The 16112-nt window shown below is 41.9% G+C and carries 14 protein-coding genes; 8 read left to right on the plus strand and 6 right to left on the minus strand.

The features are described from left to right. Positions 1-57 precede the first annotated feature (57 nt). Positions 58-852, plus strand: a complete 795-nt coding sequence (proC, locus tag ABFG93_RS16860; RefSeq protein ID WP_347549169.1) for a pyrroline-5-carboxylate reductase — start codon at positions 58-60, stop codon at positions 850-852. A gap of 42 nt (positions 853-894) precedes the next feature. On the opposite strand, the gene ABFG93_RS16865 is transcribed toward proC, so the two are convergent. After that, positions 895-2397, minus strand: coding sequence for a hypothetical protein (locus tag ABFG93_RS16865; protein ID WP_347549170.1), 1503 nt, complete (start codon positions 2395-2397; stop codon positions 895-897). 144 nt (positions 2398-2541) lie between these two features. Between ABFG93_RS16865 and ABFG93_RS16870 the strand changes: the two genes are divergently transcribed. After that, on the plus strand, positions 2542-4371 hold the full coding sequence (locus tag ABFG93_RS16870) for a terpene cyclase/mutase family protein (protein WP_347549171.1): 1830 nt from the start codon (positions 2542-2544) through the stop codon (positions 4369-4371). A gap of 32 nt (positions 4372-4403) precedes the next feature. On the opposite strand, the gene speD is transcribed toward ABFG93_RS16870, so the two are convergent. Then, positions 4404-4796, minus strand: a complete 393-nt coding sequence (speD, locus tag ABFG93_RS16875; RefSeq protein WP_347552877.1) for an adenosylmethionine decarboxylase — start codon at positions 4794-4796, stop codon at positions 4404-4406. A gap of 204 nt (positions 4797-5000) precedes the next feature. Between speD and ABFG93_RS16880 the strand changes: the two genes are divergently transcribed. From ABFG93_RS16880 to ABFG93_RS16900, 5 genes are all read left to right on the plus strand, one after another. Continuing rightward, positions 5001-6371 carry an aldehyde dehydrogenase gene (locus ABFG93_RS16880; protein ID WP_347549172.1) on the plus strand — a complete coding sequence of 457 codons (1371 nt, stop codon included), beginning with the start codon at positions 5001-5003 and terminating at the stop codon, positions 6369-6371. A gap of 103 nt (positions 6372-6474) precedes the next feature. Continuing rightward, complete coding sequence (locus ABFG93_RS16885; protein WP_347549173.1) at positions 6475-7431, plus strand: aminoimidazole riboside kinase; 957 nt, start codon at positions 6475-6477, stop codon at positions 7429-7431. Positions 7432-7551: 120 nt separating this feature from the next. Beyond that, on the plus strand, positions 7552-8598 hold the full coding sequence (locus ABFG93_RS16890) for a M20/M25/M40 family metallo-hydrolase (RefSeq protein WP_347549174.1): 1047 nt from the start codon (positions 7552-7554) through the stop codon (positions 8596-8598). 350 nt (positions 8599-8948) lie between these two features. Beyond that, positions 8949-10700, plus strand: a complete 1752-nt coding sequence (locus tag ABFG93_RS16895) for an ABC transporter ATP-binding protein (protein WP_347552878.1) — start codon at positions 8949-8951, stop codon at positions 10698-10700. Continuing rightward, positions 10701-12725: an ABC transporter ATP-binding protein gene (locus tag ABFG93_RS16900; RefSeq protein WP_347549175.1), complete on the plus strand. Its 2025-nt coding sequence runs from the start codon at positions 10701-10703 to the stop codon at positions 12723-12725. A 67-nt stretch (positions 12726-12792) separates the two neighbouring features. On the opposite strand, the gene ABFG93_RS16905 is transcribed toward ABFG93_RS16900, so the two are convergent. After that, positions 12793-13344: a DUF3231 family protein gene (locus ABFG93_RS16905; protein ID WP_347549176.1), complete on the minus strand. Its 552-nt coding sequence runs from the start codon at positions 13342-13344 to the stop codon at positions 12793-12795. A 96-nt stretch (positions 13345-13440) separates the two neighbouring features. After that, a complete protein-coding gene (locus ABFG93_RS16910; RefSeq protein ID WP_347549177.1) occupies positions 13441-14148 on the minus strand; it encodes a thermonuclease family protein in 708 nt (235 codons plus the stop codon). Positions 14149-14220: 72 nt separating this feature from the next. Between ABFG93_RS16910 and ABFG93_RS16915 the strand changes: the two genes are divergently transcribed. After that, positions 14221-14379 (plus strand): hypothetical protein, encoded by a 159-nt coding sequence (locus tag ABFG93_RS16915; RefSeq protein WP_347549178.1) that lies wholly within the window; start codon positions 14221-14223, stop codon positions 14377-14379. Between the two features lie 251 nt (positions 14380-14630). Here the strand turns inward: ABFG93_RS16915 and ABFG93_RS16920 are convergent, their stop codons facing one another. Both ABFG93_RS16920 and ABFG93_RS16925 read right to left on the minus strand, forming a co-directional pair. Then, the gene (locus ABFG93_RS16920) at positions 14631-15011 is read right to left on the minus strand and encodes a hotdog fold thioesterase (RefSeq protein ID WP_347549179.1); all 381 of its coding nucleotides are present in this window, start codon (positions 15009-15011) and stop codon (positions 14631-14633) included. Between the two features lie 91 nt (positions 15012-15102). Then, positions 15103-16047 (minus strand): 1,4-dihydroxy-2-naphthoate polyprenyltransferase, encoded by a 945-nt coding sequence (locus tag ABFG93_RS16925; protein WP_431522013.1) that lies wholly within the window; start codon positions 16045-16047, stop codon positions 15103-15105. Between the last annotated feature and the right edge of the window lie 65 nt (positions 16048-16112).

Here is a 16112-nt window from a genome sequence, read left to right on the forward strand (position 1 = left end):
GCGTTTTTCTATCGTTCATCGATTTGATATAGTAAGGAGGAATTAGGAGGGATACATATGAATAAACCGAATATCCTGTTTATTGGCGCTGGACGAATGGCGGAGGCTATTTTCTCAGGTCTTAAACAGTCAACTACAATTGGAACTATTACGGTTTCAAATCAGTCGGATCAGTCAAGACTTTCCCATTTAAAGAAAACGTATAACGTAGAAACAGCACTTTGGCAGGAAGTTATCGCAGATCATGATGTTATTATTCTTGCAATGCCTCCTTCTGCCCATCCTGCCGTACTTTCTGAACTGACAGGCAGGGTTCGCAATCAATTTATTATTACTGTTGCAGCTGGTATTGGTCCTTCCGTGCTTGAAGAATCATTACCTGGTCTCCCGACAGCCTGGATTATGCCGAATACAGCGGCTGACATTGGAGAATCAATGTCTCTTTTCGCATGCGGAAGACACGTGAAACCCGAACATCGCGATGTGCTTCAAACAATTCTGGATTCGATTGGCGAATCGGCTGAGTTAACGGAAGCACAAATCCATGATTTAACAGCTGTAACAGGGAGCGCGCCTGCCTTTGTCTACCAGATGGCTGAAACGCTCGAACAAACAGCTAAAACATACGGACTATCATCAGAGGTGGCAAGGAAGCTAGTGGTGCAAATGATCTTCGGATCAGCTTCTATGCTGAAAGATGGACGGGAGGCTAGTGAGCTGCGCGATCAAGTGACAACGCCAGGAGGCGCTACCGCCGCTGGACTTGAGGTTCTAGAGAAAGGGAATTATAGAGAACTCCTTTATGAAGCTGTGTTAGCTGTTAATAAAAAAGCAGCAGAACAGGCAAAGTAAAAAGAGCTTACTCGGGATCATCCCGGGCAAGCTCTTTTGAATTTAAAGAATGTAAGGTCCTAGCAGAAAAATAACAATTCCGAGATTGAGACCAAGTTGATAAGATGTCCGCTGTAGAATGGTCCATTCTTGATCCTGACCAAGACGACTAATCATAAAGGAAGCTAGGAAGATGATAATAGGCCAGACGTAAGCGGCTCCTTCAAAGGTAAGATAGTTAGGGGCAAGGTACTGAAAAGGTCCATCCAGGATAGAAGGAAGGAAGAGCATCTGAGATCCAACACATAGTAGAATGATTGTCCATTCTACCCACTTCTTATCCTGTTCAATCGCTGTTGTGTTCGCAAAGTACAAATACATCAACACTACAGCCGGGAGGATAAGAAAGCCGAACGAAAAGGCAAGCATCGCGAACATCCCAACGATGGCTGTAAATGTATAGAAGAGAGCGGTTTTTAAGTCCTCCCCGTCAGTTGTATTACTCTGGTCGATGACATTCTGTGAGGTAGACGCACCGTGAAAGACGAATCCACTTTTCTCTTTATCCATCCAGATCATGGCATTGTCAGAAACGGGTATCGGTCGAATTGATAGTTCTTCACTTGTACTACGTCTTGAAGCTACCCATTCGCCTTTTTGTTTCGTGGCTTCATATATGCTGATTACCTCTCGTTTTGGTGAAATTTCACCATTGGCACTAAACACGAGATGAGGAGCATTATTTACTTTCGTTAGTGTGAAATAGTTAGGCTGCGAGAAGCTATCTCCTGTCTCTGCATTAGTGATTTTAATAAGATGAACGTCAGCTTCTTCTCCAGTTGCCCGTTCACCGTAGTACGTATTGAGAACCCTTGTCCCTTGTCTTGTTGCGACAGCAGTATACGTGAAAGCTAAGCCATCATTTAAATTAATGGCTTGTAGATTATTAAACAATTCACCTGTTGAGATAATTGATTCATAGATTAGCTCAGGGTCTTCACCCTGTTCGAGTGTGAGGAATTGGTTCATTGATTCCGTTTGAACGTAAAGTAGTGCTTTTCCGTCCTCTGTTAAAACAGTGTTTTTTATGTATGGTGATAGTTCTTTTTCTGAAAGAATTGTTCCTTCTGGGGAAACGAAGTAAAGCTGGTGTTTGGACCAGGCGAGAATACCGTTATCAGAAGCATTCATTCCTTCGATTCCATCTACAATTGTTTTTTCCTCTCCCTGTTTGGAATATATCAGCGCATCACCTTTTTTAAATAGTGCTTGTTCTTCATCCATATAAAAAGAGTATCCCTCTGGAATGGAGTAAGAGACGTTTTCCGTTATGACATCCAGATTTTCGTTCACAATAGCTTTGCGAGCGGGGTCTCCGCTGACATATACTGTGGATTGATTTTCTTGATTCTGGACGAACATTTCACTATCTTCAGCAGCTATTCCAAGATCAACAGTACGGCTCCAATTCTCATCAGGTTGTTCTTGAAGAATGGAAAGCTGGTGAAGAAAAACGAGAAGTAAAATAATGAGTCCGGTTAATATAGGTAGACCAATTCGTTTCATTGTTTCCCTCCTTATACGTTGCATACCATTACATACGTATGAATTTTACACAAGTTTCAAAAAATTCACTATTGTTTTTATGTGGAATCGCCAAAAGATTTTGTGAATAGTATACGTTAGCTGAATTCAGGAGGTATGATGACAATGGATAATATGCTCGAGGAGCGTATTGGGGACCTCATTCAAAAAGCGCTATCTTCTCAGAGTGATCAGGGAGCATTTAAGTTCTGTTTTGAAAATAGTATTGTGACTGATTCGATGATGATCGTACTGATTCGCACTCTTGAACTTTCAGAAGAACGCCTGTTGGAACAACTTGTGCACCGGCTTCTTGATAAGCAGTCAAGGGGAGGGTATTGGAAGTTATCCGGTGATGACGAAGGGAATCTCTCCACAACCGTGCAGGCTTACCACAGCCTATTATTTTCAGGGATGATCAGTCGCCATGATGAACGAATGAAGAAAGCTGAACGATACATTCAGAAGTGGGGAGGGATGGAACGTACAGATACACTTACAAAAATCTTTCTTGCCTTGAACGGACATATTAAATGGCCCCGTCTCTGCCATTTTCCAATGCTATTTATGCTTTTGCCAGAATCCTTTCCGGTGTCTTTCTATGATTTAAGTTCATATGCCAGGGTTCATTTTGCCCCTATCATTCTTGCACAGGACTATCGTTATTCCATTAAAACGAGGTGGACTCCTGATTTATCCCACTTGCAAGTAGAGGAGCGTATATTAGGAGGGGTAATCACCTCTGCCTGGGATGCGGCTGTCCAATTTCCATCCCATCTCATTTACCATGCGAGAAAACGTGCAGAACAGTATATGCTTCAGAGAATTGAAGCAGATGGGACGTTATTTAATTATGCTACCGCTACTTTCTTTATGATCTATGCGATGCTTGCCATCGGTTATGAACGTCACTCTAATCCTATTCTGAATGCGATGAATGGCTTGAAGGGTATGTTTTGTTTAAATGAATCCCATCTTCAGAATTCTCCTTCAACCATCTGGGATTCAGCATTACTTTCCTATGTGCTCCAAGAAGCGGGTATGGCTCAAAGCTCACCTTCTATCTTAAAGGTGACTTATTATTTGCTACAACACCAGCAAACGAAACCAGGAGATTGGGCTGATAAGAGACCAAATGTTTCTCCAGGAGGATGGGGATTTTCAGAGGGGAATACGACCCATCCGGATGTAGATGATACGACCGCTGCCCTTAGAGCCATTACGGTACCTACCTTAATGAATCCTGGTTATCAGACAAAATGGCAAAATGGATTTAACTGGGTGATTGCAATGCAAAATAAAGATGGTGGATGGCCTGCTTTTGAGCCAGATCGAAAAGCCCTTCTGTTGAAAGATCTTCCCATCGATGGAGCACAATCGTCATTCCCGGATGACTCAACGGCAGATTTAACTGGTAGAACACTCGAATTCCTTTGCAACTATGCTGGATTGAAAATGGGGCATCCTTCGATCCAAATGGCCATTAATTGGCTTGTTCAACATCAGGAAAGAGATGGATCATGGTATGGACGTTGGGGTGTTTGCTATATATATGGCACCTGGGCTGCTATAACAGGTTTAAAGGCATCAGGAGTAGCCAATGATCATCCCGCAATTGAAAAAGGAATTGCTTTTCTTAAACGCACTCAGTCGAAGGATGGCGGGTGGGGAGAATCTTGTCAAAGTTATGAGAAGAAGCGTTTTATTTCACTCTCACATAGTACACTTTCACAGACAGCATGGGCGGTGGATGCGCTGACAGTCTGTCAACATCAAGGTGACGTGTTGAAACGCGGTGTTGAGTACCTATTGAAGGATTCGTTCACAAAAGAGGAGCGAACTTACCCTACTGGTGCTGGTTTACCGGGGAGCTTCTATATTTACTATCACAGCTATGAAATAATCTGGCCCCTCCTTGCACTAGTCCACTATCGAAAATTAAGTGAAGCGACATGAAAAAGAGTGCGCCATGCGCACTCCTTCTATTCTTATAGGCTTTTGATACCGCTTTTCTCAATTTCCTTCACGGTTATTTCTCCTGTTCCACGTGGAATTTTAACAGTGTGAATGGTCCTGGCTTCAAGGGCTTTGGCAATGGCGTTCGTTGCATCGGTAGGATCAATTTGATCGCCGCATGTATACACATCTACAGAGGCATAGCCATGTTCAGGAAAACTGTGGATCGTGAGATGAGACTCTGCGATAATAACGGCACCACTTATACCCTGGGGCTCAAAAGGATGAAAAACGACGTCCCGAATTTCTGCACCTGCTTCAAGAGCAGCGGTTGCGAATGTTTCTTCTATATAAGTAAGGTCGTTTAGCTTTTCTTTATTGCAATTCCACATTTCAGCAATGATATGATGACCTAAGGTTTCGATGGTAAGATCCTCCCTTTATACTGCTTCCTATAGTGTTGATTACAGGAAATTGATTTATACAGGGTTCTCCCCTTCACAGGGAGTTGTTAAACAGGAATTTTGGATTTTACACTGAATGAATTAAGAGAAAGTACATGTCTTGACTCAATTAGTTTAAAAGTTTAAACTAAAGAACAAACAGAGGGGATCAAAGGAGATAGCGCTATGGAACGTTTACCTGAACTCGTCCAACATCATAAAGATTATTTTTACAGTGGCCAAACAAAATCGTTTGAATTTCGGAAAAAGCAGCTTAAAACACTACGAAATGCCATTAAAGAATACGAACCAGAAGTCATCCAAGCTCTTAAAGATGACCTGCACAAATCGGAGTGGGAAGCTTACACGACAGAAATTGGTTTTCTGCTTGAAGAAATCAAGTTTACCTTAAAGCATTTAATAGAATGGATGAATCCTGAGAAGGTAAAATCACCGGTAACTCACCTTGGATCAAAAAGCCTGATCCATCAAGAACCATACGGCGTATCGTTAATTATAGCGCCATGGAACTATCCGTTCCAGCTACAGCTTGCTCCTCTTATTGGAGCGATTGCAGCTGGTAATTGTGCTGTTCTAAAGCCATCCGAGCTTACTCCGGCAGTATCCGCTGTTATCGGGAAGATGATCAGAGAAATTTATCCGCATAAATACATTTCTGTCGTTGAAGGAGGGGTTGAGACGAGTACAGAATTGCTAAAACAGGCGTTTGATCATATCTTTTTTACCGGAAGTGTGCCAGTTGGCAAGATTGTAATGGAGGCGGCAGCAAAACAGTTAATTCCTGTTACGCTCGAGCTTGGTGGAAAAAGTCCTGCTATTGTGGATAAAGACGCAAACCTTAAACTAGCTGCAAAAAGGATTCTATGGGGTAAATTCACGAATGCAGGACAAACCTGTATTGCGCCGGACTACTTGTATGTTCATAGTGATGTGAAAAAGGTGTTGCTTCTTCACATGCAGGAAGCCCTTCAGGAATTTTATGGGGAAGATCCATTAACAAGTGAAGTGTATGCTCATCTCGTAAGTGACAGACATTTTGACCGTCTGAAAGGGTTTCTTTCTAACGGGGATGTGTTAATTGGAGGCCAGCATAAAGCGGATGATCGGGTAATTACACCAACAATTATGGAGAACATTTCCTGGGATGATCCTGTCATGCAGGAGGAAATTTTCGGGCCAATTCTCCCCGTTCTTGAATTTACGGATCTTAATAAAGTTATTGAAGAAGTGCGCAACCAACCAAAGCCCCTTGCGCTCTATTTCTTCTCAGAGTCGGAACAGAAACAGGATAAAATCACATCTTCACTCTCATTTGGGGGGGGATGTATGAACGATACACTGATGCATATCGTTTCTCCTTACCTTCCATTTGGCGGAGTGGGATCAAGCGGTACAGGTAGCTATCATGGAAAAGCAAGCTTTGAAGCTTTCTCTCATCAAAAAAGCATTGTTAAACAAACGACGAAATTTGATTTTTCATTCCGTTATCCATCAGCTAAAAATGGTTTGAAAATGATCAAACGAATCATGGGTTAAGAAGAGGGCATTCCCTTCCTTTTTTCTTTAGTCTTGTAAAAGGTCATGATATGATAACGGAAAAGCAGTATTAAACGACTGTTTCGTATAGGAGGAAGTAACGATGAATAAAGGTGTTATCAGTCTGGGAGAGGCATTAATTGACTTCATTCCTCTTGATCATCATAATCTGACCTATCAGAAAAGCCCCGGAGGCGCCCCCGCAAATGTTTCAGTGGGACTAGCTCGTCTAGGTGTGAAATCTACATTTCTTGGTAAAGTAGGCGATGATGTTCTAGGGCGTTTTCTTCAAGAGACATTGCAGAACTATGGTGTTGACGTATCGACAATGATCCTTACGGAGTCAGCAAGAACTGGAGTTGTCTTTGTTACTAATGCTAAGAATGGAGAGCGTAGTTTCGATTTTTACATAAATCCAAGTGCGGATCGCTTTTTGAATGCAGAGGAAATAAGTGATGATGTTTTTGCACGTCATCGTATCCTTCATTTCGGTTCGATCTCAATGATCAGTGAGCCTTCTCGTAGTGCAACAAAGAAGGCCGTTGAAACAGCTAGAAAGAATGGCATGCTCGTTTCATATGATCCTAACTTACGTCTTGGGCTATGGGAAAGTGAAGTGCGTGCGAAAGAAACGATTGTTTCCATGCTTTCTGAAGCTGATATTCTGAAGCTTTCTGAAGAGGAGCTTACCTTCATTACAGGTGAAGAAAATATCGAAGCGGGTATTAAAAAGCTTTCTCATTATAAAATCCCAGTGATTTTTATTACAATGGGCGAAGAAGGAAGTCTTGTTTTCACACCGGAATATTCGCTTCGAGTGCCGGCTATGAAAGTGAAAGCTGTTGATACAACGGGTGCTGGAGATGCTTTTGTTTCGGGGATTCTTCATGGATTTAATGAATATGAGGGAAAGCTATCTGAGTTAACAAGAGAAAAGCTTGAGAGAATGACAAGGTTCGCCAGTGTTTCCGGTGCATTAGCAGCAGCTACAAAAGGCGCGATGACGGCATTGCCAACAAGGTCAGAAGTAGAAGATATCCTACTGAAAGATTCTAAGTAAAACGAACATCCCGCTCATAGCGGGGTGTTTTTTGGTATTTAAATAGAAGGGCAAACTAGATTGAATCAAAGTGGTACGATACAATAAAATGGGTTTTTAAATCTTACGGAGGTGTTTTTCATGAACCAGGATTTTTTGCTAGACTTACTGTCAACCCCATCACCATCAGGTGCAGAGATGGAAATTCAGCACAAATGGATGGATTACGTGACGGAGTTTGCTGATGAAATGAGAACAGACAATGCGGGAAATGCAATTGGTATCGTTAATCCAGATGCTGAATTCAAAGTTCTTCTAGCTGGTCACTGTGATGAAATTGGATTTATGGTAAGGCACATTGATCAAAATGGTTTTATTCGCGTTGAAAAGCTTGGCGGTATTAGTCAAAAGCCGGCCATTGGCATGAAGGTGACAATTCTTGGTACGTACGGTAAATTAACAGGTGTTTTTGGCGTTAATGCTGAGCATCATGGTGGCGCAAAAGAGTTTAAATTCGAGGATCTTTACATAGATTGTGGCGCTAACACAAAAGAAGAAATCGAAAAATATGTTCAAATCGGTGATCTAGCTGTGTATAAGCGTGATGTCGAGTTTCTGTTGAATGATAGGATTAGCGGAAGAGGTCTCGACAATCGAACAGGTTCGTTTATTGTAGCAGAGGTGCTTCGTGAAGTTGCGAAGCGGAATCCGAAGGTTGGGGTCTATGCGGTTAGCACGGTAAATGAAGAAACGAATATGGGCGGTGCGTATTTTGTAGGTGCTGGTATTCAACCTACGATGGCAATTGCTTGTGATGTAACGTTTTCTTCAGATTATCCAGGAGTTGATTCAAGCAAACATACAGAAGTAGACCTTGGAGGAGGTCCTGTATTAGCTAAGGGTGCTCCGATTAATATAAAGATCAATCAGCTTCTTGAAAAAGCCGCGAAGAAACTTGACCTTGTCTTACAGTATGAGTTGACGCCGCGGATGACAGGAACGGATGCTGATAAGCTTCGTTTGACGGGACATGGGGTGCCTATTTCGCTTGTATCGTTACCACTTCGGTACATGCATGCTCCAGTCGAAACAGTGAGCTTGAAAGACATGCAAGAAGAAATCGATTTGCTTGTTGAAATGATTGCAAATTTAACAGGTGAAGAAAGTGTTAATCCGTTAAGTAAATAATAATATTGACAAAATTGTGACAATGGTGCTAAACTGACAGAGTGAAAAAAACGGTGAAGGGGAGTGTGTGCTATGAAACGTGTAATGAAAGGTTTAACTCAATTAACTTCATGTACTCATAGTCGCACTCGCCAGAAATGATAGTCTTATGATTTCATAAGAATTCGGCATGCGTCTGACGTGTGCCCTGTTCTATGTCTAAAGAAGTAACGAGACATAACCGCACGCGGTTATGTCTTTTTTTAATGGAGTTTAAAGAAATGTCATGGATTCTAGGGAATGATGAAAATGGAGTTAGAATCGGATCCATAGGCTGTATTTACTATATGATAGCGATTGGAGTGATATTATTGTTCGCAATTTTACGAAAGTTAAGCTGGTTTTTTAAGGAGCATTGGAAACGCTACGGCATTGCCATTTTTCTGTTAATCCTTGGAGGATTGCTTGAAGTGATTCCACCAAAGCTCATTGGAATGGCGATTGATGAAATTAACATTGGTAGTCTAACGTGGGAAGGTTTAAGAAATTATTTATTCTTTTATGGCGGTTTATTGATCGTTGTTTATCTAGTTAATTATGTATGGATGTATCAGCTTTTTGGTGGAGCTTTTCTTGTTGAAAGAACCCTGCGGTCGAAATTTATGAAGCACCTTCTCAAGATGACCCCTTCGTTTTATGAGAAAAATCGTACGGGTGATTTAATGGCAAGGGCGACAAATGATCTCAAAGCCGTCTCGATGACAGCGGGCTTCGGAATATTGACGCTCGTGGACTCAACGATTTTCATGGTGATTATTCTTGTCACGATGGGTGTGTTAATTAGCTGGCAGCTAACACTTGCAGCTATTTTACCTCTACCACTAATGGCGCTTGCAATGAATAAATACGGAAAAATCATTCACAGGCGCTTTACTGCCGCGCAGGATTCCTTTGGTCATATGAATGATCAGGTTCTGGAATCCATTGCAGGGGTAAGGGTAACACGGGCTTATGTCCAGGAACGGGCAGACCAGCAGAAGTTCCAGAACCTTACAGAAGATGTTTACAAAAAGAACATAGATGTTGCAAAGATTGACGTTCTGTTTGAACCGACGATCAAGGTTCTTGTTGGTATCAGTTACTTAATTGGTCTCGGATATGGGGCTTATCTCGTTTTTCATAAAGTACTCACGCTTGGAGAGCTTGTTTCATTCAACGTCTATCTCGGGATGCTGATCTGGCCGATGATCGCGGTTGGTGAGCTAATCAATGTTATGCAGCGAGGGAATGCATCGCTTGACCGTGTGATGGAAACATTGTCGCATGAGGAAGATGTCAAAGAACACAAAAAGCCAACGCTTCTCGAATCACCAGGTACAATCAAGTTTGAACACGTGAGCTTCACTTACCCCTCCTCATCTGTTAAAAACTTATCGGATGTATCGTTTACATTAAAGAAGGGGCAGACGCTTGGGATCGTAGGACGGACTGGAAGTGGTAAAACCACATTGCTGAAACAGCTGTTACGGGAGTATCCGGTAGGAGAAGGAAACATTCGTTTTTCAGGGGTTCCGATTCAAGAAGTATCACTTGGCACCCTGCAAAGCTGGATTGGCTATGTTCCGCAGGATCAAATGCTTTTCTCGAGATCAGTGCGTGAGAACCTCTTATTTGGAAAAAGTGAAGGAACGGATCAGGATGTCGATCGCGTATTACGCTTAGCTGATTTTAAGAAAGATATTCATGTGCTTCCTGATGGCCTGGAAACGCTTGTAGGCGAAAAGGGAGTTGCGCTTTCAGGAGGACAAAAGCAGCGCGTCTCGATTGCAAGGGCGCTAATGATAGATCCTGAGATTTTGATCCTCGATGACGCGATGTCGGCTGTGGATGGAAAAACAGAAGCTCAGATCATTTCAAACATTCGTAGTGAGCGTGCTGGAAAAACAACGTTTATTGCTACACACCGCCTGTCTGGCGTTCAGCATGCAGATAGGATTGTTGTCCTTGATGATGGGAAGATCACTGAAGAAGGCACCCATGAAGAATTGCTTACAACAAATGGATGGTATAAAGAACAGTATGATCGGCAGCAGCTTGAAGATTCGCTGAAGGAGGTGCTGTAAATGAATCGACATGTAGGAAAGCGTTTAGTGCAATATGCACTCTATTTGAAGAAAAGCATCATTATCGCACTTCTTTTACTGACAGTGGCTGTTGCAGCAGAGCTCTCTGGCCCGTTTATCGCAAAGCGGATGATTGATGTGCACATTCTCGGGATTGAATATCCTTGGTATGAAGCTGATCAAGGAGAGGACGCCGTTAATTATGAAGGAGAATGGTATAAAAGAAGTGACCACTTTAAGAGTGGAGAAGAAAAAGGAAGCGAAGTTAGGGTTCTTCAAGTTGGGCGTGATTATTTCTTTGTCAATGAACCAATTGCCTTTGATGGTGAGCGTTCGATCAACGACACCACACTAATCATTACAAGGGACGGAGAGGAGCAGCGTTATCAGGCTGAAGAACTTAGTAATGATGAACTTCTTGCATTTTACTACCCTCAAATCGAACCGATGATCTGGCTTATTGCGCTTTATTTAGGATTGCTTGTGTTTGCCTCCTTTTTCGAATACGGTCAGGGTCTTCTTTTGCAAACGTCTGCAAACCGCATTATTCAAAAGATGCGCACGGATGTGTATGCGCAAATTCAGCGGTTGCATATTAATTATTTTGATAACCTTCCTGCCGGAAAAGTTGTTGCAAGGATCACTAATGACACGGAAGCGATTCGTGAATTGTACGTGACAGTGCTCGCAACCTTTTTTACGAGTATTGTTTATATGACGGGGATTTTTATTGCGTTATTTCTATTGGATGCGAAGCTTGCTCTCATTACACTCACGATTGTTCCTCTGTTAGCGATCTGGATAACAGTCTATCGAAAATACGCTTCTAAATTCAATAAAGTCATTCGTACAAGAATCAGCGATATTAATGGCATGATCAATGAATCCATTCAGGGAATGTCAATAATCAGAGCGTTTAAGCGTCAGGATAAGACTGAGAAGGAATTCGAACAGTTAAATGATAGCCATTTTACGTATCAAAACAAGCTTTTGAACTTGAATTCATTGATGTCCCATAATCTTGTTAATATCCTGCGAAACATTTCATTCGTTGCGTTGATCTGGTATTTTGGAGGCGCGTCGCTAACGGCTGGGTCTATGATTAGTCTTGGCGTATTATATGCCTTTGTTGATTACCTCAATCGCCTGTTCCAACCAGTTACAAACATGGTGAATCAACTAGCGAATCTCGAGCAAGCGTTAGTTGCTGCTGACCGAGTGTTTGAGCTACTGGATGAAAAAGGGGAAGACGTTTCAGATGGAAAGCTTGAACGCTATGAAGGGAATGTTTCGTTCCAAGGGGTTTCATTTGCTTATAAAGAAGATGAGTATGTACTAAAGAACTTATCCTTTGAAGCGAAAAAAGGCGAAACCGTTGCGCTGGTCGGGCATACGGGTTCAGGTAAAAGTTCAATTATGAATTTATTATTTCGCTTTTATGATAATCAAAAAGGGATGATCTCAATTGATGGAATGAATATCCAGGATATTCCGAAGCAGCAGCTAAGACAGCATATGGCGATTGTACTTCAGGATCCATTTCTTTTCACCGGGACGATTGCATCGAATGTAAGCCTTGATGACCCTTCCATCTCACGAGAAAAAGTAGAGAAGGCATTGCGTGATGTTGGCGCTGAACAGCTTCTTCGTTCTCTTCCGAAAGGTTTTGATGAGCCGGTCATTGAAAAGGGGAGTACGCTTTCATCAGGTCAACGTCAGCTCATTTCATTTGCAAGAGCATTAGCATTTGATCCGGCTGTTTTAATTTTAGATGAAGCGACTTCAAATGTGGACACTGAAACCGAGATGTTTATTCAACGTGCCCTGGATATCTTGAAGAAAGGAAGAACAACCTTTATCATTGCTCATCGTCTATCAACGATAAGAGAAGCCGATCAGATTCTCGTTCTCCATCAGGGAGAGATTGTTGAGCGTGGTAATCATGATGAGTTGATGAAGAAGAAAGGCAGGTATTATCAAATGTACCAACTTCAACAGGGAAAAAAAACCGAGCAGGCAGTATAGCGTTTCCTTTAACCTGCTAACCCAAAATGTCGAGAGGAAAAAGAGCATTATAAAAGCCGTAGCCATGCTACGGCTTTTGTGATGGCGTTCCTGGTGGTAAGTAATAAGGAGGCGTTTTAAGCCAACCTCTTCGCTCCATTAACGTTTTAATTTCAGCAGCGAACATTAAAATGTGTATTTGAAATTGGATAAACATCAGGCCCACGTCAGTCCTAATGGATTGGGAAATAGCACTAGCGCATAAGACATTAACAGCAGTCAGCTTCAGGGAAATACCATTTGCAATTTCATCATCTGTTAATTTAAAGCCAAGCGGTATCGTTGATGGACTGGAATCTGGTTTTTCTTGAGATGTAGAAGGTAGTGGTACACCTTCTTTAATCATAAAAGTCTTTAATTTACTCTGATCCTTAGAACCATCGAAAATTTCCTGGGTTATTTTCTTGAGCTGATGATCCTCAGTCGTGTTCAAAGCGATTCGATAAAACACCTGAGCTTCTTTGAAAATTGCAAAGGTTGTCCAGCAGTTCATTACTTCACCTACATGCATAGGGTACTCTGGTGTATCATCTGTATAAGATTGAATGACACCTAACATTGATTTGAATATTGTTTTCATAATAACCTCCTCGATTCTAGAGTGTTTTAGAATGAGGGAATTTATGTAGTACTTTAAAAGTAAGGTAATCAGGTGGCGTTGCAGATCAGTCCCACATTATCTCAAAGATGGACGAAAACCAGCATCTTCTGCTTCGCCGCTTGAACAAAACATTTTCTCCGCATCCGTTATGTCATAGTAGGCGCCTTCTGGTAAGTGATAAATTTTATTGCCTTTTGAGTTAATATTCCCTTTAATTTCACATTCGTCAGATGGCTGTTTCTCGGGTGAAGGGGAGGTAGGTGATTCGTTAAATCCTTCTTCCTGTACGTAGTTTTCAATACTCCAAATTCCTTTTGCTTCTTTTTGCGCCTCGCGTTGAATGCTCTCGAACTGATCCACATATTTCACGTTTGGTTGATAAATATAAGCAACCCTTGCAAGTCCTTCTTCAAGTAGCATTTCATTGAACATGCTGTCTCCGATCCAGACGTAAGTAAGCAGTCTACCATATTTGTCACGCTCGGATACATCCAGTTCAATATCAATTTGCTTCCCTTGTAATTTATCCTTAGCAAACTGTGAAGCTTCAGGTCCGAAAGGCTGGACGGGTTTCGAAGGGTGCTTTGTTTCAGGTGTATCAACAAGGAGGAGTCTGATGGTTTCCTCGCGATTTTCGACAGTGACTTTTAGCGTATCGCCATCAACTACTCGAACAACCGTTGCTGGAATCGTATTTTCCTTCCTCATCTGGTCGGTGGAAGTGGAACTACATGCAGCTAAAAGAATAAATAACAAAAAAAAGAACGGAATATGTAATTTCAAAATTGCTTCCTCCTCAAGGTGCTTTGGTCTTTCATCCCGATTTTGAGCATAAACTAAATGGGGGTGATCTGAATGAATCACGGATGTATTTACTGTGAGAAAGAATTACTCTTCCCGTGGGAAAAAAGAAGAATGGTTTGTGATGAATGTCAGTATGCCATCAGTGATAGTTATCATGAAGATTATAGAGATGAGAGTAAAAGGAAAATAGAACAGAAATCCCGTCAATGATGACGGGATTTCTTTATTAGCTGCAGTGGCCAGACCGGTCACTTCACCTTCCAACTCGAACACAAAGAACGTGTTCAATTTGGAAGGTTCCAGTGCCTGACGGGTCAAACGGCCACTTCCGCTTTTCGTTAGATCTAGCTACGACTCGCAGAAACTGCGATATTTCACTCTTTCACAGGAACACCAAGAACGTGTTCCTCTTCAAGAGTTCCAATATCTCCGTTTCTAGGCGCTCGACTTCGCTTTTCTTTTTAATACCTCTTTACTGCTAGGGTACATCTGGAGATGCAAATGAGTTGTTCTTCTTCGTCGACGATGTTGATTTCCCATACCATTGTTCGTTTTCCGATATGAATGGGTTCGGCGATTGCACGGACGATGCCGTCTTTTTTGCTGCGAAGGTGGTTGGCGTTGATTTCCATTCCGAATGCTGCTTCGTTTTCTGTATTCAGATTCAGAGTGCCGCCGATGCTTGCGGCTGATTCTGCAAGGGCAACGGACGCACCGCCGTGAAGAAAACCAAGTGGTTGATGTGTGCTGGGTCCTACTGGCATTTCAAGAACAACCTTCTCAGGTGTTAGTGTAATGGCTTTAATTCCAAGTGCTTCTAGCATGGTGTTCGCAAATTCCATCCAATCTCCCCCAATTTTATGTATTCCTATTCAGTATACACGACCACGGGCATAGAAAAAGGCAAAAGTTCGCAAGAACTTTTGCCTTTTTCTAAATCAAGTAGGCCAGTAATAATCCAATTGCCATTAAGAGGCCGAACTGTGTATGTGTTTGTGCTGTTGCCTGCATGGCAGGCATCATTTGGGTTGCTTTTGTTTTACCTTCAAACAATCTAATCGCTTTAAAAGCCTTTGGAATGCTTAATATAATTAATAACAGCCATAGTGACGAGTCAATGGTGATGATCAGTCCAACAATCCACAGGTAAGAAACAATGAACATCCATTCGAGTAAGGTAACAGATCTATCATGTCCGAGAATTATGGCGAGCGTTTGTCGTCCTTTTTCCTCATCACCTTCAAGATCACGTATGTTATTTGCCATTAGAATTCCACCGACAAGGATTGAAATAGGAATAGACAACAGGATGCTTTCAAACGTGATGTGACCGGTCTGAATAAAAAATGAAAGCAATACGAGAATTAATCCCATAAATAATCCTGCAGCTATTTCTCCAAATGGCGTGTATGCGATTGGATAAGGTCCACCAGTATAATAGTAACCGGCTGCCATGCATATTGTACCGATTACGGCGATCCACCATGTAGTCAGTATACTAATGTATACGCCGAGCAGGATAGCAATTCCAAAGAATATATAAGCTAAATTTAGAACTGTTCTAGCACTTACGCCGTCTCTCACAATTGCTCCGCCAATTCCTACACTTTCAGCATGATCCAGTCCCCTTTTAAAATCATAATACTCATTAAACATGTTGGTTGCAGATTGTATAAGAATAGAAGCGACCATCATGGCCAGGAACAATCCTAAATGTAATGTATGATCTTGAAGGGCAAGCATAGTGCCCAGGAAAACAGGGACGAAGGAAGCGGTTAATGTATGCGGCCTGAGTAGTCGCCACCACACCTGCCATGTTGGTTTTGGAGACGAGACTTTACCTAGCTTTTCTTTGCTGTTCTTCATACTCTCTTCCATAAATTTTTGTCTCTCCCTTAATCTTAAAACTTCTTAGAAATACCCCTATAACCATTATAGTTTAA

The organism is Pseudalkalibacillus hwajinpoensis, from assembly GCF_039851965.1.
Lineage (GTDB): Bacteria > Bacillota > Bacilli > Bacillales > Guptibacillaceae > Guptibacillus > Guptibacillus hwajinpoensis_E.